At 69.8% G+C, this 18,150-nt stretch carries 16 protein-coding genes; 11 read left to right on the plus strand and 5 right to left on the minus strand.

Annotated features, from left to right (window positions below):
* Positions 1-57 precede the first annotated feature (57 nt).
* From OG496_RS51750 to OG496_RS51775, 6 genes are all read left to right on the plus strand, one after another.
* Positions 58-1,446 (plus strand): ABC transporter substrate-binding protein, encoded by a 1,389-nt coding sequence (locus OG496_RS51750; protein ID WP_405975963.1) that lies wholly within the window; start codon positions 58-60, stop codon positions 1,444-1,446.
* Positions 1,447-1,448: 2 nt separating this feature from the next.
* On the plus strand, positions 1,449-2,360 hold the full coding sequence (locus tag OG496_RS51755) for a carbohydrate ABC transporter permease (protein ID WP_405975964.1): 912 nt from the start codon (positions 1,449-1,451) through the stop codon (positions 2,358-2,360).
* Entirely contained in the window at positions 2,357-3,292 is a 936-nt protein-coding gene (locus OG496_RS51760; RefSeq protein ID WP_405975965.1) for a carbohydrate ABC transporter permease, read from the plus strand. The genes OG496_RS51755 and OG496_RS51760 overlap by 4 nt, the downstream gene beginning before the upstream one ends.
* 43 nt (positions 3,293-3,335) lie before the next feature.
* Positions 3,336-5,492, plus strand: coding sequence for a beta-galactosidase (locus OG496_RS51765; RefSeq protein WP_405975966.1), 2,157 nt, complete (start codon positions 3,336-3,338; stop codon positions 5,490-5,492).
* Between the two features lie 56 nt (positions 5,493-5,548).
* Positions 5,549-7,303, plus strand: a complete 1,755-nt coding sequence (locus OG496_RS51770; RefSeq protein ID WP_405976869.1) for an RICIN domain-containing protein — start codon at positions 5,549-5,551, stop codon at positions 7,301-7,303.
* A 63-nt stretch (positions 7,304-7,366) separates the two neighbouring features.
* Positions 7,367-7,801, plus strand: coding sequence for an NUDIX domain-containing protein (locus tag OG496_RS51775; RefSeq protein ID WP_405975967.1), 435 nt, complete (start codon positions 7,367-7,369; stop codon positions 7,799-7,801).
* Positions 7,802-7,815: 14 nt separating this feature from the next.
* On the opposite strand, the gene OG496_RS51780 is transcribed toward OG496_RS51775, so the two are convergent.
* Positions 7,816-8,406, minus strand: coding sequence for an ester cyclase (locus OG496_RS51780; RefSeq protein ID WP_405975968.1), 591 nt, complete (start codon positions 8,404-8,406; stop codon positions 7,816-7,818).
* 47 nt (positions 8,407-8,453) lie between these two features.
* Complete coding sequence (locus OG496_RS51785) at positions 8,454-9,518, minus strand: medium chain dehydrogenase/reductase family protein (protein WP_405975969.1); 1,065 nt, start codon at positions 9,516-9,518, stop codon at positions 8,454-8,456.
* A gap of 151 nt (positions 9,519-9,669) precedes the next feature.
* Here OG496_RS51785 and OG496_RS51790 point away from each other — a divergent pair, with 151 nt between their 5' ends.
* From OG496_RS51790 to OG496_RS51800, 3 genes are all read left to right on the plus strand, one after another.
* Complete coding sequence (locus OG496_RS51790) at positions 9,670-10,317, plus strand: TetR/AcrR family transcriptional regulator (RefSeq protein ID WP_405975970.1); 648 nt, start codon at positions 9,670-9,672, stop codon at positions 10,315-10,317.
* 113 nt (positions 10,318-10,430) lie between these two features.
* Positions 10,431-10,973 carry a hypothetical protein gene (locus OG496_RS51795; protein WP_405975971.1) on the plus strand — a complete coding sequence of 181 codons (543 nt, stop codon included), beginning with the start codon at positions 10,431-10,433 and terminating at the stop codon, positions 10,971-10,973.
* Between the two features lie 256 nt (positions 10,974-11,229).
* Positions 11,230-12,402: a DNA gyrase subunit B gene (locus OG496_RS51800; protein ID WP_405975972.1), complete on the plus strand. Its 1,173-nt coding sequence runs from the start codon at positions 11,230-11,232 to the stop codon at positions 12,400-12,402.
* Positions 12,403-12,512: 110 nt separating this feature from the next.
* Here OG496_RS51800 and OG496_RS51805 read toward each other — a convergent pair whose 3' ends face one another.
* Together OG496_RS51805 and OG496_RS51810 are read right to left on the minus strand one after the other, a co-directional pair.
* Entirely contained in the window at positions 12,513-13,478 is a 966-nt protein-coding gene (locus tag OG496_RS51805; protein ID WP_405975973.1) for a phosphotransferase family protein, read from the minus strand.
* Positions 13,479-13,517: 39 nt separating this feature from the next.
* Positions 13,518-14,780, minus strand: a complete 1,263-nt coding sequence (locus tag OG496_RS51810; protein WP_405975974.1) for a PQQ-binding-like beta-propeller repeat protein — start codon at positions 14,778-14,780, stop codon at positions 13,518-13,520.
* Between the two features lie 226 nt (positions 14,781-15,006).
* Here OG496_RS51810 and OG496_RS51815 point away from each other — a divergent pair, with 226 nt between their 5' ends.
* Entirely contained in the window at positions 15,007-17,064 is a 2,058-nt protein-coding gene (locus OG496_RS51815; protein WP_405975975.1) for a GH92 family glycosyl hydrolase, read from the plus strand.
* On the opposite strand, the gene OG496_RS51820 is transcribed toward OG496_RS51815, so the two are convergent.
* A complete protein-coding gene (locus tag OG496_RS51820; RefSeq protein WP_405975976.1) occupies positions 17,053-17,535 on the minus strand; it encodes a winged helix-turn-helix transcriptional regulator in 483 nt (160 codons plus the stop codon). The genes OG496_RS51815 and OG496_RS51820 overlap by 12 nt on opposite strands.
* A 92-nt stretch (positions 17,536-17,627) precedes the next feature.
* Between OG496_RS51820 and OG496_RS51825 the strand changes: the two genes are divergently transcribed.
* Positions 17,628-18,122: a PaaI family thioesterase gene (locus OG496_RS51825; protein ID WP_366496350.1), complete on the plus strand. Its 495-nt coding sequence runs from the start codon at positions 17,628-17,630 to the stop codon at positions 18,120-18,122.
* The last annotated feature ends 28 nt before the right edge of the window (positions 18,123-18,150 follow it).

The raw sequence follows: 18,150 nt of genomic DNA on the forward strand, positions 1-18,150 counted from the left end.
TTCAGCACGCCGTCGGCCGGTGTGCCGGTCACCCATACCCTCTCTCGGGAGTTCACCATGTCCGGACCCTTCTCCAACTCGCCCTCGTCCCTGAGCCGTCGGGGCTTCCTCGCCGCCACCGGCGCGCTGTCGCTGGCCGCCACGCTGTCCGCCTGTGGCGGGGACAGCGGTGGTACGAGCGGCTCGTCCAGCAAGCCGGTCGGTCAGGCCGACATCGACAAGGCGATGAAGACGCCGACCCAACTGACGTTCTGGACCTGGGTTCCGAACATCGACAAGGAGGTCGCGCTCTTCGAGAAGAAGTACCCGGCCGTCAAGGTCAAGGTCGTCAACGCCGGTCAGGGCACGCCCCAGTACACCAAGTTGCGCACCGCGCTCAAGGCGAACAGCGGTGCCCCGGACATGGTGCAGATCGAGTTCCAGGCGATCCCGACGTTCACCATCACCGACAGCCTGCTCGACCTCCGTCCCTACGGCGCCGCCGCGCTCAAGTCGACGTTCGTGGACTGGACTTGGGGTCAGGTCAGCGGCAGCGGCGGGGAGATATGGGCGATCCCGCAGGACACCGGCCCGATGGGCATGCTGTACCGCAAGGACATCTTCGACCAGCACGGCATCCAAGTACCCACCACCTGGGACGAGTTCGCTGCCGCCGCCCGCAAGCTGCACAAGGCCGACCCGGACGTCTACCTCACCAACCTCGCCGCCAACCAAGTCGCCGCCTGGCACGGCCTGTTGTGGCAGGCGGGCGCCAAGCCGTATGTCACCTCGGGCAAGAGTGACATCACCGTCAGCGTCGACGACGCGGTCTCCAAGAAGCTCGGCGAGTACTGGGGCACCCTCGCCAAGGACGGCGTGATCGGCGTGGAGCCGGACTTCACCGACGCCTGGTACGCGGCCCTCAACAAGGGCAAGTACGCGACCTGGTTGACGGGTGCCTGGGGGCCGGCCTTCCTCTCCGGTTCGGCAAAGGCCACCTCCGGCAAGTGGCGCGCGGCCCCGCTCCCGCAGTGGGACGCATCCAAGCCCAGCTCGGGCAACTGGGGCGGCTCCACCACCGCGGTCATCCGCTCCACCAAGAACCCCATCCAGGCAGCGGTGTTCGCCCAGTTCCTCAACAGCGACCCCACCAGCGCCAAGATGTTCGCCACCGAGCAGTTCTTCTTCCCGGCGACCAAGCCCCTGCTCTCCGAGGCGAGCTTCCTCGCCGACGCCCCCGCCTTCTACGGCGGCCAGAAGGTCAACCAGGTCTTCGCGGACATCAGCGCGCAGGTCGACCCCGCTTTCCAGTGGCCGCCGTTCCTCGACCGGGTGGCCACCGACTGGACGGAGACCGTCGGCAAGTCCCTCGCCGACAAGACAGACACGGTCCGCGCGCTCGGCTCCTGGCAGTCGCGCATCACGACCTTCGCCAAGAGCCAGGGCTTCACGGTGAAGGGAGGCTGACCATGGCCATCACAGCCCCCTCTCGTACGAACTCCCCACCCCGCCGACGCCAACTCGGCACAACAGGCGCCCTGTTCATCGCCCCCTTCATGGTGCTGTTCCTGCTCCTGTTCCTCGCCCCGCTCGGTTACGCCGCCTACCTGAGCCTCTTCCAGGAAAAGCTCATCGGCGGCTCGGCGTTCGTCGGCCTGGACAACTACGTGACGGCCCTCAAGGACCCCCAACTCCTCAAGGGACTGGGCCGAGTCGCCCTGTTCTTCGTCATCCAGGTCCCCGTGATGCTGCTGCTCGCCCTGTGCTTCGCACTCGCGCTGGACAGCGGCCTGCTGCGGCTGGCCCGGGTGATCCGGCTCGGCATCTTCGTCCCGTACGCCGTCCCGAGCGTGATCGCCACCCTGATGTGGGGCTACCTCTACGGCCCCGACTTCGGCCCCTTCGCCCAGATCAGCCACGACCTCCACCTGCCGGCCCCGCACTTCCTCACCGACGGCTGGATGCTCGGCAGCCTCGCGAACATCGTCACCTGGGAGTTCGTCGGCTACAACATGATCATCCTGTACGCCGCGCTGCGCACCATCCCCGCCGAGCTGTACGAGGCGGCGGCCATGGACGGAGCCGGCGCCTGGCGGATCGCCTGGTCCATCAAACTCCCCGCGCTGCGCCCGGCGTTGACCCTCACCGTCCTGTTCGCGGTGATCGGCAGTTTCCAGCTCTTCAACGAACCGAAGCTGCTCATGAGCGTCGCCCCGGACGTCATCGACAGCTCCTACACCGCCAACCTCTACGCCTACTCCGTCGCCTTCATCAGCCAGCAGACCAACTACGCGGCCACGGTGTCCTTCATCCTCGGACTCGTCATCGTGATCGTGTCGTACGCCTTCCTGCTCACCGCGAACCGCAGGAGGACCGCATGACCACCGTGACGCCCACCGCCTCAACCACCCCCACCGCGAAGCGAGTTGATGCCGAGCCCGGCCCGTCGCGCCGGTCGTCGACCCGTCGCCGCAGCACCCCGCTCACGATCGCGATGCTGGCCGTCCTGGCGTACTTCCTGCTGCCCCTCTTCTGGCTGCTGATCGCCTCGACCAAGAGCACCCAGGACCTGTTCAACAGTTTCGGTCTGTGGTTCTCGCATGCCCCGCAGCTGCTGTCGAACATCAAGGCCACCTTCACCCAGGACGACGGCGTGTTCGGACGCTGGCTGCTCAACACGGTCCTCTACGCCGGGGCGAGCGCGCTCGGTGCCGCGCTGCTCGCGGCGGCGGCCGGCTACGGCTTCGCGAAGTACCGCTTCCGCGGTCACGGCGCGGCCTTCAACCTCGTCCTCGGCGCCATCATGATCCCGACCACCGCGCTGGCGATCCCCACCTACCTGCTCTTCGCCAAGGCGGGCCTGGTGAACACCCCTTGGGCCGTCATCCTGCCCTCCCTCATCAGCCCGTTCGGTCTCTACCTCATGCGGATCTACGCCGAGGACGCCGTCCCCGACAGCCTCATCGAGGCCGCCCGCATGGACGGCGCCGGAGAGTTCCGGATCTTCTGCACCATCGGGCTGCGGCTGCTCGCCCCGGGCCTGGTGACGGTCGTCCTCTTCACGCTCGTCGCCACCTGGAACAACTACTTCCTGCCGCTGATCATGCTCAACGACCCGAACCTGTACCCCATCACGGTCGGGCTCTCCTCCTGGGCCGCCCAGGCGCAGAACGGCGGCGCCGGAGCCAGCAGCGACATGCTCGCCCTCGTCGTGACCGGCTCGCTGATCTCGATCGTCCCGCTCGTCCTGGCCTTCCTGCTGCTCCAGCGGTACTGGCAGAGCGGCCTGGCCACCGGCGGCGTCAAGCAGTAACCCCCACACCCCCCAACAGCCCCTGCACTCCGGAGGTTTGTCCATGGCGGATCTGCCCGCCCGCGTTCTGTTCGGTGCCGCTTACTACCACGAGTACCAGCCCGCCTACGGCCCGGACGTACGGCCCGACGAGCAGCTCAAGACCGACCTCGACCTCATGGCCGAAGCACACTTCACCGTGATCCGGATCGGCGAGTCGGTGTGGTCGACCTGGGAGCCCGAGAACGGCCGCTTCCAACTCGACTGGCTGCGACCGGTGTTGGACGGCGCCCACGCACGCGGCATCTCCGTCATCCTCGGCACCCCCACCTACGCCGTACCGCCATGGCTGGCCCGCCAGTACCCGGAGATCACCGGCGAACGGCGCACCGGCGAACGCATCGGCTGGGGCGCCCGGCAGGAAGTCGACTTCACCCACCCCGCGTTCCGCTTCCACGCCGAGCGGATCATCCGGAAGGTCGTCGCCCGCTACGCCGACCACCCGGCCGTCATCGGCTTCCAGGTCGACAACGAACCGGGCCTGGAGCTGTTCCACAACCACGGCGTCTTCCAGCGCTTCACCGACCACCTGCGCGAGAAGTACGGCGACGTCGAGACCCTCAACCGCGAATGGGGCCTGGTCTATTGGTCCCACCGCCTGTCCACCTGGGCCGACCTGTGGACCCCCGACGGCAACGTACAGCCCCAATACGATGTCGCCTGGCGGGAGTTCCAGGCCCGCCAGTGCACCGAGTTCATCGGCTGGCAGGCCGACATCGTCCGCGAGTACGCCCGCCCCGAGCACTTCGTCACGACCTGTATCTCCTACACCCGCCCGGCAGTCGAGGACGACGAACTGACGGACCGTCTCGACATCGCCACGGGCAACCCGTACTACGACATGCAGGACGGCCTGCTCCTGCCCGACCCGACCCCGGACACCCACGAGCAGAAGTGGAAGACCACCGGCGTCTGGTCGCTCTACCAGACCGCCGACTGGATGTTCTCCTCCCGCCAGGAGCCGTTCCTGGTCACCGAGACCAACGCCAACTCCATCGGCATGGCCTGGGACAACCGGCCCGCCTACGACGGCCAGTGGCGCCAGGCCGCCTGGGCCCTCGTCGGCCGCGGGGCCCGCATGATCGAGTACTGGCAGTGGCAGACCCTGCGCTTCGGTGCCGAGACCTACTGGGGCGGAGTCCTCCCGCACAGCGGACGGCCGGGCCGTACCTACGCCGAACTCGCCCGGCTGGGTGCGGAGTTCGAGGCCGTAGGACCCCTCGTCGCCGGTCTCGAACCGGACGCCGACATCACGATCGTCTACTCCACCCCCAGCAAGTGGCTGATGCAGAAGCACCCGCCCCTCGCGACCCCGGACGGTGAGCCGGACCCCGCCGCCTACCACCGCATCCTCGACCCCTTCTACCGCGGCGCCTTCGACGCCGGGCGCCAGGTCCGCGTCGTCCACGCGCGCCAGCTCCACGACCCGCGCGGCGAACGCGAAGGCACGGCCCCGGAAGAGGCCGCCCGCCGCCACCCCGTGGTCGTCGTCCCCGCCCTGTATCTCGCCGACGACGCCACGCTCGACTGGTTCGCCGCCTACGCGCAGGCCGGCGGCCACCTGGTCCTCGGCCCCCGCACCGGCTACGCCGACCACGAGGCACGCGCCCGGCACGAACCGGCCCCCGCCCGTCTCACCGACGCGGCAGGAGTGTCGTACGACGAGTTCAGTAACCTCGCACAGGCTGTGCCCGTGCGCACCGCGCCCGGCAGCCCGCTCGCGCTGCCGGAGGGCGCGACGGCGACGCACTGGGCGGACGGCCTGACCGTCGCCGACGCCGAGGTCCTCGCGACGTACGAGCACCCGCACTTCGGGCGTTGGCCCGCCGTGACGACCCACCGTCACGGGGAGGGGCGGATCACGTACGTCGGCACCGTGCCCGGCCGTGATCTCGCCCGTGCGCTGGCCGAGTGGCTGGCCCCGGCCGCCCGGAGCGGATGGGCCGAGCTGCCGGTGTCCGTCACCGCGACGACCGGTACCTCGCCCGACGGCCGGCGGGTGCACATCGTCCACAACTGGAGCTGGGAGCCCGCCCGTTCGACGGTTCCGGTCGATCTCGCCGATGCCCTGGACGGCACGTCCCTCCCCGCGGGCGCGATGTTGGAGCTGGGCCCGTGGGACGTACGCGTACTCGTCTCCCCGATCGACGCGAAGGAGTAGCTGTGCGAAGAAGCAGAGCGGTGAAGGCGCTGGGTACGTTCGTCGGGGCCGCGGCGATGCTGGCGGTGCCCATGGCCACCGGCGCGCAGGCGTACAACCCGACGGGCGGAATCCTCTACCAGCTCGGCAACGAGCCGTGTCTGAAGGGGCGGGGCAACTGCGCCGTCTACCCGAAGTCGGCCCAACTGCCCGGCGGGCGGCTGGTCGCGTCCTTCGAGAAGTCCACCGTCGTGTCGGCCACGGGCAGTGCCGACGGGCAGACGCTCCCGGTCTACAAGAGCGACGACCACGGGACGAGCTGGCAGCCGCTGTCGGAGGTCAAGGCTCCCGCGTACCTCTCCAAGGACCCCAAGTACGCGAAGTACACCAGCAATTGGACCAACCCCTACCTCTACACGCTTCCGCAGAGCGTCGGAGAACTGAAGCGCGGGACACTGCTCCTCGCGAGTGTCGTGTCGGGCGACGACGAGTACTACAAGGAACACAAGGCGGCCGACCCCAACTGGACGCCCTCCAACGACGGTGACCGCAGCGACCTCGCCATCGCGCTGTACTCCAGCACCGACGACGGCGCGTCCTGGAAGGTCGTCAACGTCATCGCGACCGGCGGCTGGCAAGGCGGCAGCGCGGGCGCGATCGGGCAGAACGTCGCCACGGCCAACACGCACCAGCAGGTGGACCCCGTCTGGGAGCCGTACTTGATGGTCTACAAAGGCCAACTCGTCTGCTACTACTCCGACGAGAACGACTACACCGGCTTCGACGCGACCACCGGCGTCCCGACGCTGGACCCCGCCAACGACACCGCGACGGACTCACACGGCCAGATCCTCGCCCACCGGACCTGGAACGGCCGCAGCGCCAAGTGGAGCGGACCCGTCGTCGACGTCGCCGGACTGACCCAGAGCATGGGCGACGGCAAGACCGAGATCGGCGGTGGACGGCCGGGCATGACGAACGTCGTGCGGACCACGGACGGCAAGTGGCTGCTCACGTACGAGTACTGGGGCGGCGGAGCCAATGTCCGGTACCTGCTCACCGACAACCCGCTTGATTTCCACCGGAGTTCGGCGACCGGCGGTGCCGTCACCTCGCTGCCGGTCGACACCGGCTCCCGTCCGCTCGCGACGGGCGGCAGTCCGGTCGTCATCAGGCTGCCCGGGGGAGGCCTGGTCTACAACGCGGCCGGCAGCGGCAACGTCTGGGTCAACAAGAGCGGTCGTGGCGACGGCATTTGGAAGGAGTACCAGACGACGTCGCAGGCCGGATACAGCCGCGATCTGCAGTACGTCGACGCCACCGGCCGTATCGCGATCCTCAACAACCAGGGCACCTCGACGATCGCCTACGCCGAGGTCGACCTCGGAGGGTCGAAGGGCGCCTACTACCGGTTGGTGAACCGGAAGACCGGTCAGGTGATCGGCACCGGCGGGAAGTCGAACGACGCGAACATCGGCAACGGGGACGTCCCCGATGTCGTCCTGGAGGCCCGTGGTTCCGCCGCGGACCCGGACACCCAGTACTGGCACGTGGTGACCGAACCGAACGGCGGAGCAACGCTGTTGAACGGATCGGGCGGCCGTGCGGCGGCGATCTGGACCGGAAACGCGACGGTCGGTCAGCGGATGGGACAGTGGGTCGACAACAGTGCCACCGGCAGCTGGAACCTGGTGAAGACCGATGACGGGTTCTACCGGTTGCAGTCGGTCAAGAACATGAGCCTGTACCTGACCGGAGCGTCCGACGGGGCGCCGCTGACCCTGCAGAACACGGCGGCGGACGGTTCGCAGGAGTGGAAGCTCGTGCGGTAGGGCGGTGGACGGGCCGGCCGACTTCGAGGGTGAACTGCCGGTCGGCCCACTACCGTTGGGGACATGAGGGTTCGTCACAAGGCACGGGTCGTACTGCTCGACGACGGTCATCTGGTGTTCCTGAAGCGCGGCTGGCCGGGTGGTGATCCGTACTGCACCACCGTCGGGGGGAGCGTCGAGCCCGAGGACGCGGACCTCCAAGCGGCGCTGCGCCGCGAGGCGATGGAGGAGATCGGGGCCACGATCGGCCAGGCCACCGAGTTCCTGACCCTGACCGAACCGCGCGGGACGAGCATCGTCGTCCAGCACTACTTCCTCGCCGACCTGCTGGACATGGACCTGGACCGCCGGCACGGTCCCGAACTCGACGACCCCGACACGGGCGACTTCGAACCGGTCCGGGTAGCCCTGAGCCGTCAGGCCGTGGCGGCCCTCAACCTCCAGCCCGCCGAGCTGGTCGACCATGTGCTCGCGCATGTCGAGGCCTGGGGCGCCTGACAGCCGCACGGTGGTCACAACACCTTGAGCTGGGTGAGGAGTTGGAGGGTGTCGGTGTTGACCCAGTACTCCACGAACCTGCCGTCCCGCATCCGGAGTGTGTCGGTGCCGGTGAACGTGATCACGGTCCCGGGGTCGGCCTTGGCGCCGGGGAAGCCGCCGGCGTAGGTGCCGGTGGCCGTCCACCGTACGGACGCGTGACGGCCGTCGACCAGCGGGGCGACCTGCTCGGTGAAACGTAGGTCCGGGAACGCCGCGCGTGTCTGCTTGATCCACGCGACCAGCCCGTCGGCGCCCCGGATCGAGCTGCCGTCACCGCCGTCGAGGAGCGCGGCGTGGACCCGGAAGGCGGGGGAGATGATGCCCGGCGCACGGTCGTAGTCGCCGTTCCAGAGCCGGAGCCAGTCGTCGAGCATCGCCTTCGGTTTCTGCGTGCCGTCGTGGTGGCTCTGGACGGTCGTGATCGCCGTCGTCGCGGGTGACTTGGGTGACGCGTCCGAGGCGGTGGCGGTCATGGCCGTGCAGACCAGGGCGGCGAGCGCCGCCGGGACGAGCAGCCGGGAGCGGGGACGTCGGGTGGTGCGGGCGGGCGGGACGGTGGTCACGGCAGGTCCTTCCGAGAGGGGTGGGGAAGAGGGGAGGGCGGGGTGCGTCACGGGGTCAGGACGACCTTGCCGGCGACCGTGCCGGACTCGGCCAGGCGCAGGGCGTCCGAGACACGGGCCAGCGGGAGTTGGGCCGCGATCTGCGCGTTGACCTCACCGCGCTTGAGGGCCGCGAAGACCTGGGTCAGGTCGGCGCTCAGCTGGGCGCGGAACTTGTTCTTGCTCAGGGCCCGCCCTGCCCAGACGTTGAAGAAGTAGGCGTGACGGCCGTTCGGCAGCGCGTTCCACGTCCAGACCCGGCCCAGGATCTTGAGCACGGGCAGCTGCTTGGAGCCCTCGTCGTCGCGGGTGGAGGCGCTGCCGTAGGAGACGAGGGTGCCGCCGGGGGCGAGGAGGTGCCAGGACCGGACGACGCTGGCGCCGCCTATGTGGTCGAAGACGGCGTCCACGCCGCGCGGGGAGAGTTCACGGACGCGTGCCGCGAGGTCGGGGGTGCGGTAGTCGATGGGCTCGACCCCTTGCTCGCGCAGTGCGTCGTGGTGGCGCGGGGACGCCGTGCCGATCACGTGCACCCCGGCGGCGTGGGCGAGTTGGACCAGGACGGTGCCGACTCCGCCGTTCGCGCCGTGCACCAGGATCGTCCGGCCGGCGCGGACGCGGGCCTTGCGGTGCAGCATCTGCCAGGCGGTGATGCCGTTGACGACCACGGTCTCCGCCTCGGCCGCGCCGACCCCCTCGGGCACCGGCACCACGTCGGCCGCGTCGACCAGCACATGGCTGGCCCAGCCGCCGACCTTGACCAGCGCGGCCGCCCGGATGCCGGCCAGGCCGGGCTCGACGCCCGCGCCGGTGCTCTGGACGGTGCCGACCAGGTCGTAGCCGGGGACGAAGGGGAACGGGGGCTGGTCGTAGTACTTGCCGCGGCGCATCTGCTGCTCGGCGAAGGAGACCCCGGTCGCCTCCATCCGGATCACGACCTGGCCGGGGCCCGCGACGGGAACCGCTCCGTGCCGGACCTCCAGGCCCTCCGGCTCCACCTTGCCCGGCAGGACGACCTCGACGAGTGCGTCGGTGGTGTTGTCCGCGTGGTTCGTGTTGTCCGTGCTGTTCATGGTGACCTCCACTGCGATCCGTTGCGAGCTAGGTGTCTTCGTGTTCGTTATAAGTTGTAACTCATGCGAGAAGGGGTCGTCAATAGCAATCGTGATAGCTTCTAACTGAAGCGTGAGCATGTAGTCGAGTGGGAGTGGAAGGCGGCCGGTCATGGCGGAAACGGGCACGAAGACCCCACGCGAGCGCTATCGCGACCAGGTGCGCGCGGAGGTCAAGGAACACGCGCGGGAACAGATCGCCACGGCGGGCGCCTCCGGGCTCTCCCTCAACGCGATCGCCAAGCGGATGGGCATGAGCGGACCCGCCCTCTACCGGTACTTCGCCAGCCGCGACGACCTGATCACCGAACTCATCCGGGACGCCTACCGCAGCCTCGCCGACACCTTCCGCGCGGCCGCCGCCTCCGGCACCGACCTGCCCGGCCTGGCCCACGCCCTGCGTGGCTGGGCCCTCGCCGACCCCCAGCGCTACTTCCTCATCTACGGCACACCCGTCCCCGGCTATCACGCGCCCGACGACATCACCGGTATCGCGTCCGAGATCATGGCGGCCCTGCTGGACGCGAGCACGGAACTGCCCGCGGACGGTCCCGAGACACCGTTCGTAGTCGACCTGGGAGCCCACCGCCACTGGGCGGGCGACCACCCCGCCCCACCCGCGGCCCTCCACCGCGCCCTGACCTTCTGGACCCGCCTGCACGGCGTCCTGTCCCTGGAACTCGCGGGCCACTTCACGGGCATGGGGTTCGACCCGGAGATGTTCTTCGACTCGGAACTGGCCGCCCTGTCGGCGCCGTAGGCCCAGCGAGGTGCGACGGTCGTGATCCCCGTGCGCTTCCGCGTCTCCGGTTGGCCGGGCGCCGGTGGGGTATTTCCGCCGTGCGACGGTGAGGGCGGAGCGAAGGCGGACTGATGTCCATTCCGGTTGGCGGGGGCGCGATGTCGAGGATGAGCCGGGAGACACGTGACGCGGCGGTGCGTGCCGCCGGGGAGGCCGGGCTCGGTGAACTGAAGGCCGTCTACGACCGCTCCCTCTTCGGTGCGTGGGTCCTCGCGGTGTCGGGCTGCGCTTTCGTGGCCTTCCTGATGCCCGTCGTCGTGATCGACACCGTCAACGACGGCGTGTCCGGCAAGACGTACGCCGGCGCCGTCATCTGTCTGGTTGTGCTCGTCGGTATGTTGCTCGCCGCCCGCGTCGTGTGGCGGAACTCCGAGGGCGGCGTCGTCCAATTCGAGGGCGGCATGGTCGAGACATACGGCGCGGGCAGCGAAACGGTCTGTGCCTGGCGCGACGTCACCGAGGTCCGACGACTGTCCAGGAACCCGATCTTTCCCACCACGTACGCCATCACCGCCGGGGGACGCCGACTCACGGTGGGCCGCGACGAGTTCTCCCGCTGCCGACCCCTCCTCAAGGACATCGCGAAGCTGGCGGCCCCGGCACCGAGCGACTGAACGTCAGACCTGCCTCCCCGACCGGCCTGCCGCACAACGGAATTGAGGCCGTCAGGGGCGTCCGGAACGGGGTCGTACACGGCTTCGGCAGACCCTCGGACGCGTTCCGGGTGCGGTGCGCGACGGCTGCGCCGCCCGCTTCCCGACACGCCTTCACCCGCCTGTCTGCGACTTCGGTGAAACAGCTCTGACCTGGTGTTTTATTTGATTCCGCCTACGCTGGAGCGATCAACCGAGCGCCAGGGGAGGGGTCTTCGTGAGTGCGGAAGGCATGCAGTACGACGCTGCCCACATCGAGGTGCTGGAGGGCAGGGAAGCCGTTCGGAAACGGCCCGGGATGTACGTCGGCTCCACCGGCGAACGCGGCCTGTACCACCTCGTGTTGGAGGTCGCCGACCGGGCCGTGAGCGAGGTCCTGGCGGGCCGCGCCGGCTCCGTCGACGTCACGCTCACGTCTGACGGAGGCGTACGGGTCGCCGACGACGGGGCGAGCGATGGGCGGGCCAACGACCCGGACCTCGAAGCGCAGTTGACCAGTCTGCACGTCGGTTCCGGCCCCATTGGCCGGCGCACTGCGGTCATTGCCCCCTTCAGCCTGGGGCTTTTCGTCGCCAACGCCCTGTCGAGCCGGCTGACGGTCGAGGTGCGGGGCGGGGGGACCCGGTGGGTAAAGGAGTACGCGCGCGGTGTCGAGGTCGAACAGCCCGACCCAGTGGGGCCGTTGACCGGAGGTGTGGGCTCGGCGATCGGAAGCGGGACGACCATCTCCTTCTGGCCCGACACCGACATCTTCGAGACGACATGGTGCTCGTTCCCCGTGCTGGCGGAGCGGTTCCGGCAACTGGCCTTCCTCAACCGGGGTCTGGCCATCTCGCTGACCGACGAACGCCCGGCGGAAGGGCCTCGAAGGGTGCTGTTCCAATTCCCGGACGGAGTACGGGACTTCGTGGCCGCCCTCGACGCGGAAGCGGGGGCGTGCCCCCATGCGGAGGTCTTCGGCTTCGAGCGGGAGGACGAGAGAATGGCGGGGACGATGGAGGTGGCCCTGCTGTGGGGACACTCCCGAGGCGCGCGGATACGCGGCTTCGCCAACAGCCTGGCCACTCACGAGGGCGGCACGCATCTGGACGGCTTCCGCGACGGAGTGGTGGCCGCGGTCACCGCGTTCGCGCAGGAACGGGAGTTGCCGGCCGCGTCCGACCTCGATGCCCGGGCCGGCCTGATCGTCGAGAGCCTCACGGCAGTCGTCTCGGTGAAGCTCGACCAACCCGAATACCTCGGCGCCACACGCACGTTGCTGGGTAACACCGAAGTGCGGGTGTGCGTCGCGGAGGCCGTCCGGGAGCACCTCGGCTACTGGTTCGCGGAGCGGCCGGAGCGAGGTGCGGAGGTCGTCGACCGAGTCGTCCGAGCCGGCCGGCAGGACTGAACAGGGGCGGGCGGTCCCAGGGCTGAACCGCAACGGACGGTCCGTCAGAAATGCCTCAGGTACCGGACGTTGAAACCAGCCCCGACCGTCGCGCACCGGACGACGCCGGCTCAGCCCAGCGTGTCCAGCAGAGCGGCGACGTAGGCATCCAGCCGTTCCTCCACGGCCCGCGTCGTCAGCTCCGCCCTCCCCGCCCTGCGCCACGGCCGCGCCACCCACTCCGCGCCGGCCGCGAACGGCAGCGCGTCCAGCAACCTCCAGTACAACCGTTCGCCCGCAGACGCGGCCAGCACGCCGCCGGCCTCCTCGTACGCCTCGGCGAACCGCAGACCCCAGGCGGGGCCGTGGAGCAGGGCCAAGTTGCTGGAGCAGTGCGCCACATCGAGGTCCGCCGGCCCCCAGGAGTTCTGTACCCAGTCGACGACGCCTGTGATAAACGGACCTGTCGTGCTTGGGGGCGACACGTCGAACAGCACATTGCCGGGGTGGAAGTCCCGGTGCAGGAAACGCCCTTCATACCGGGGCGCGGGCTTGCGGATCACGTCGGCTGCCGCGGCCCATGCCACCGGGTCGGCGCCAAGTGGAGGGACGACGGCGTCGGCGGTCGTCCACGCCTTGTACACCTGTGGCCGGACGGCGGGTCGCAGCGCGTGGATCGCCACGAGTTGACGGGCCAACAGCGGGACGCGTGCCTCCAGCCCCTCGTCGTCGAGGACCGTCCGGCCCGGCAGATGTGTCATGAGGAGCGACGGGTACTCGCAGTGCGTGGCGGTCGCGTCGACCGCGACCGGTCCGGGAGCCGGGACGTCGGTTCCCGCCAGCAGGGCGAGGGCGTCGGCCTCGCGGTTCAGCAGGTCCTCGGCGTGCTCCACGAAGTGGGGGTCGACGAAGGTCCGCAGCACCAGGTCACGCGTACTCCGGTCCTGCGTATCGATGGTCAGCCGCCGCATCTCGGCGGTGATCCCGCCGTGCAACGCCTCGGTTCCGACGACCCGCTCGCCGACCTCCAGCTGCCGGTTCACCCAGGCCAGCGTCAACGGCCGTACGGCCCCCGCCTCTTCGTGGTCGATCACCATGCCACCCATCATCCTGGTCCGTTCCCAGGGCATCTGTTCCTAGGGAAGCGGCAGCGACCGCAGGATGTGATGGACCATCGTTTCGATGACGACGTGGTCCGGGTCGCCTCCCGGCAGGACGAACGCCGGGTACGCGCTGCCCACGGTCTCCGGGTAGGCCGGTGACATGCGGGGTGCGGCATCACCTTTCGCGTGCGGTCCGGCATGCAGGTCGATGCTGATCATGTGTCCCCGGGTGGCGCGGTCGTTGCGGGGGGTGAAGGTCAGGAACCGCCCGCCGACTAGGCCGGCTTCATCCGAGGTCGTGTGGTAACTCCACAGTTTCTTCGGGTGGTTGAGGTCGTAGGCGTTCCAGTCCCCGACGCTGGAGTCCTCCGGACTGACCTCGAAGAGCATCAGCACACCGTCGGCCGAGATCAGAGCGCGTTCGGGTTTCTGGTCGCTGGCCTTGGCGGTGGCGAGTGGTCGGAGGTCGCCAGGGTCGAGTCGCCGGAGGGGCGGAAAGGTGTCCTCGGTCGTGTACGCACTGCCCGAGCAGACGAGGTAGTCGGCGCCGGAGATGAGGTGCGGACACTTGGTGCCCGAGGTGGTGGTCGCGAGCGCATCGCCGGTACGGGCGTCGCGCGCCGTGACCTTCGAGGAGTCGGTCGTGTAGACGCGCCCGCCGAACGCGGCCGGGCTCTCATAGCGGTCGGCGTGGACGGTCCGGTGCCACAGCGTCGTACCGTCGGACGCCCGGTAGGCGCCGAGCTCGACGTTCGCCTCGCGGTCGAAACTGCTCCACGCGTCGAGCGCGTAGACGATTCCGTCCGCCGCCACGAACCCGGTGTACGCGCGGTCGGCGGGCAGCCGGAGCGACCAGGCCGCCTTGCCGGTGCGCAGGTTCGCGGCGCGCAGGGTGCGACCGCCGCTGGTCACCGCGCGTTCGTCGGCCTTGTCCACGACGAGTCCGAGGTTCTTGCCGGAGGTGATGGTGGGCACGGTCCAACTGACCGCGCCGTCGGTCCGGGACCGCCCGACGAAACCGTCCGCGCCGGTGGCACACACGACCTGGTGGGCCGTGGCACCACAGACCTTTACCCCCTCCGAGCCGGAGAGGTCCCTGGTCCAGGCACGCCACGAGTCCTGGCCGCCGCCGGAGCTCTGCGTCACCGCGGAGGCCGACGCGGAGGCGGGCGCAGACGCGGTCGTCGTATGCCCCATCCCGGCGGACTGCGCGCCCCCGGAGCCCGAACAGCCGACCGCCGTCAGCCCCAACAGGACTGCACCCATCACCCCGTGCGCCACCCGAACCCGTCGCATCAGCCACCCCCGTCGTGTGAGGCGCCCATGTTTCCAGACGCGGCGTTTCACGCACCACGTCGATCGACACCCCGTCGGCCATCGCGACATGCGGCGGAGTGATGACCCGACCGGCTGGTCCTCGGACCCGGACGGTGTGGCGGCACGGCAGGTGGGGCCGCGTTGGGGACACTCGCGGTCCGGCGCCGCGCGGGCGGCGGGTTCCCTGTCTGGCTGGAGAAACGTGGTGCGACTTCCCCTGCTTCGGGCCGCCCTGGCGGCCTCGGTGCTCGTGGCGTCCGGAACGGCCGCCGCCCCGGTCCGGGCCGACGGAACGTCCCGGCCCCGGGCCGTCGACGATCTCGCGCGGTACGTCAACCCCTTCGTCGGCACCGCCCCCGGCGGCCCCGACTTCGGCCACGGCGGCGGCGCGGGCAACACCTTCCCCGGAGCCTCGGCCCCGCTCGGCGGGATGCAGTGGAGCCCCGACACGCTGACGTACCAGCACGGCGGCTACTCCTACGGCGACAACCGCATCCGCGGCTTCAGCCTCGCGCACATCTCCGGAGCGGGCTGCGCCGCCTACGGCAACGTCCCCTTCATGCCTACGCAGGAGACCGCACCGCCGTCGTACGCCACGTTCTCGCACGCCAACGAGCAGGCAGCGCCCGGCAGTTACCACGTCACCTTCGACAACGGCATCGGCACCGACCTGACCACCACCCAGCGCTCGGGCATCGCCCGCTTCACCTACCCGGCGACCGACACCCGCCCCGCCGCCGTGAGCATCGACGCGGCGAAGGCGTTCACCGCGGCCACCGGATCAGTCGACATCGGGACCAACACGCTCTCCGGGTACAGCGACAGCGGCGCGTTCTGCAAGTCCAAGAACCGGTACCGGCTCTACTTCCACGCCACCTTCGACCAGCCCTTCGCCCAGACCACGCACCCCGACGGCAAGGCGGGCGCGGCCATGGTCACCTTCGCCCCCGGCGTCCGTACGGTGACCGCCCGGGTCGGCGTCTCCTTCGTCGACGTCGAGGGCGCCCGCCGCAACGCGCTCACCGAGCAGAAGGCGCGGTCGTACGACACGATCCGGCAGGCCGTGCGCGACGACTGGAACGGGTGGCTCAACCGCGTCACAGTCGGCGGCGGCACGGACGCCCAACGCCGCGTCTTCTACACCGCCCTCTACCACGCCCTTCTGCACCCCAGCGTCTTCAGCGACACCGACGGCCGCTACACCGGCATGGACGGGATCGTCCACCGAACCGTCGCCGGGCACGTCCAGTACGCCAACTTCTCCGGCTGGGACGTCTACCGTTGCCAGGTCCAGCTGCTGGCGCTGCTCGCCCCGCGCGAGGCCTCCGACATCGCGCAGTCCGTCCTCAACCAGGGCCTCCAAGCTGGGTACTTCGACCGTTGGACCCTCGCGAACGGCGGCAGCGGCGTCATGGTCGGCGACCCGCTGCCCGCCATCGCGTCCGCGATCCACGCCTTCGGCGGTACCGACTTCGACGCCGCCACCCTGCTGCGCACGGCCCTCGCGGACCGGCAGGACAACCGCCAGCGCCCCGGACACGAGCAGTACGACTCCCTCGGCTACGTTCCCGCCGGCACCAAGGGCGTCTGGGGCTCGGTCTCCACCACCCTCGAATACGCCGTCGCCGACTACGCGCTCGCCCAACTCGCCCACCGGCTCGGCGACTTGACCGCGTACGACACCCTGCTGCGGGCCTCCGGCAACTGGCGCAACCTCTTCAACCCCGCGACCGGCTACATCCAGCCCCGCGCCGCCGACGGCACCTGGCCGGCCTTCACCCCGGCCCAGAAGACGGAGTACGTGGAGGGCAACGCGGCCCAGTACACGTGGATGGTCCCGCAGGACCTGCCCGGACTGTTCGCGGCGATGGGCGGCGACGCCGCCGTCACCGCCCGCCTCGACACCTTCTTCACCAACCTCAACGCGGGCGCCGGTGACCCGTACGCCTACCTCGGCAACGAGCCCTCGTTCGGGACCCCTTGGGCATACACCTACGTCGGCCACGCCGACCGCGCCGGGGCCGTCACCCAGCGCGCCCTGTCCACGCTGTTCACCGACGCCCCCGGCGGACTCGTCGGCAACGACGACCTCGGCGCCATGTCGTCCTGGGCGGTGTGGGCGAGCCTCGGCCTGTACCCCGAGGTCCCCGGCACCGCCCAACTCCTGCGCAGCGCCCCGCTGTTCCCCACGGCCACCGTCCACCGGGGCGACGGCACCGAGCTCACGGTCGGCTCCGCATCGCCCAAGCACTCACTCCGGTAGCAGGCTGCGTACGGGCCGGGCCGCCGGTCCGGGCGCGGCCGTGACCGCGGTCGGCTTCAACGCGCCGTGCGGCCCGTCGCACTCCACCACCACCCGGACCGGTGCGCCGCACCCGGTGTGCCGTACGTCGAGAACCGGCCCCTCGGGGTCGGCGGCGTACGTCTCGCCCCACTGCCGTAGCGCCATGAGAACCGGCCAGAGATCGCGGCCCTTGCTAGTCAGCCGGTACTCGTGCCGCGTCCGGCTCCCCGCCTGCTGGTAGGGCACCGTCGTCAGGATGCCGGCCGCCACCAGCTTGCGGAGCCGGTCGGCGAGCACCGCGTCCGAGAGCCCGATATGGCGCCGGAAGTCGTCGAAGCGACGGACCCTGATGAACGCGTCCCGCAGGATCAGCAGGGTCCACTTCTCGCCGACGAGATCGAGCGTGCTCTGGACCGGGCAGTTCTCCGTGCTCACGTCGAGCCATTCCATGCCGCCAGCGTAGCCACCTGGCTCTGTCATTGACAGTCAGCTGCCGACAGATCTAGCTTCTTTTCAGGAAGCCAGCTGGGAGGTAGCGCCGTATGGGACGGTCACGCACGTACGAGTGGGAGGACCCGGGGGTATCGGCAGCCGCCGTAGGACAGTCCACGGGTCTGGAATTCCTGCGGGAACTGATCGGCGGGCGCCTGCCCGCGCCGCCCATCGGGGCCACTCTGAACTTCACGCTCGACGAGGTGGAGCACGGACGCGCGGTGTTCTCGCTGATACCGGGGGAGGAGCACTACAACCCCATCGGCAGCGTGCACGGCGGGGTCTACGCCACGCTGCTCGACTCCGCGGCCGGCTGCGCGGTGCAGTCCACGTTGCCGCAGGGCATGGGATACACGTCGCTCGACCTGTCCGTGAAGTTCCTGCGCCCGATCACTGCCGACACCGGCCGGGTCCGTGCCGTAGGGACCGTGTTGAACGGCGGACGGCGCACCGCGCTCGCCCAGGCCGAACTGTTCGACGAGAAGGACCGGCTGCTCGCGCACGCCACGAGCAGCTGCCTGCTGTTTCCCGTCCCGGGTTCCTGACCCGGGTTCCCGACCTGGTACGGCCGGA

The sequence above is a fragment of the Streptomyces sp. NBC_00988 genome (genome assembly GCF_045162645.1).
In the GTDB taxonomy this organism is placed as follows: domain Bacteria; phylum Actinomycetota; class Actinomycetes; order Streptomycetales; family Streptomycetaceae; genus Streptomyces.

What these genes read in the sequence shown, in the direction of transcription:
- OG496_RS51755 (WP_405975964.1), top strand. Translation starts at nt 1,449, where the DNA reads ATGGCCATCACAGCCCCCTCTCGTACGAACTCCCCACCCCGCCGACGC.
- OG496_RS51775 (WP_405975967.1), top strand. Translation starts at nt 7,367, where the DNA reads ATGAGGGTTCGTCACAAGGCACGGGTCGTACTGCTCGACGACGGTCAT.
- OG496_RS51825 (WP_366496350.1), top strand. Translation starts at nt 17,628, where the DNA reads ATGGGACGGTCACGCACGTACGAGTGGGAGGACCCGGGGGTATCGGCA.
- OG496_RS51770 (WP_405976869.1), top strand. Translation starts at nt 5,549, where the DNA reads ATGCTGGCGGTGCCCATGGCCACCGGCGCGCAGGCGTACAACCCGACG.
- OG496_RS51790 (WP_405975970.1), top strand. Translation starts at nt 9,670, where the DNA reads ATGGCGGAAACGGGCACGAAGACCCCACGCGAGCGCTATCGCGACCAG.
- OG496_RS51750 (WP_405975963.1), top strand. Translation starts at nt 58, where the DNA reads ATGTCCGGACCCTTCTCCAACTCGCCCTCGTCCCTGAGCCGTCGGGGC.
- OG496_RS51760 (WP_405975965.1), top strand. Translation starts at nt 2,357, where the DNA reads ATGACCACCGTGACGCCCACCGCCTCAACCACCCCCACCGCGAAGCGA.
- OG496_RS51805 (WP_405975973.1), bottom strand. Translation starts at nt 13,478, where the DNA reads ATGGTGATCGACCACGAAGAGGCGGGGGCCGTACGGCCGTTGACGCTG.
- OG496_RS51765 (WP_405975966.1), top strand. Translation starts at nt 3,336, where the DNA reads ATGGCGGATCTGCCCGCCCGCGTTCTGTTCGGTGCCGCTTACTACCAC.
- OG496_RS51795 (WP_405975971.1), top strand. Translation starts at nt 10,431, where the DNA reads ATGTCCATTCCGGTTGGCGGGGGCGCGATGTCGAGGATGAGCCGGGAG.
- OG496_RS51785 (WP_405975969.1), bottom strand. Translation starts at nt 9,518, where the DNA reads ATGAACAGCACGGACAACACGAACCACGCGGACAACACCACCGACGCA.
- OG496_RS51820 (WP_405975976.1), bottom strand. Translation starts at nt 17,535, where the DNA reads ATGGAATGGCTCGACGTGAGCACGGAGAACTGCCCGGTCCAGAGCACG.
- OG496_RS51810 (WP_405975974.1), bottom strand. Translation starts at nt 14,780, where the DNA reads ATGCGACGGGTTCGGGTGGCGCACGGGGTGATGGGTGCAGTCCTGTTG.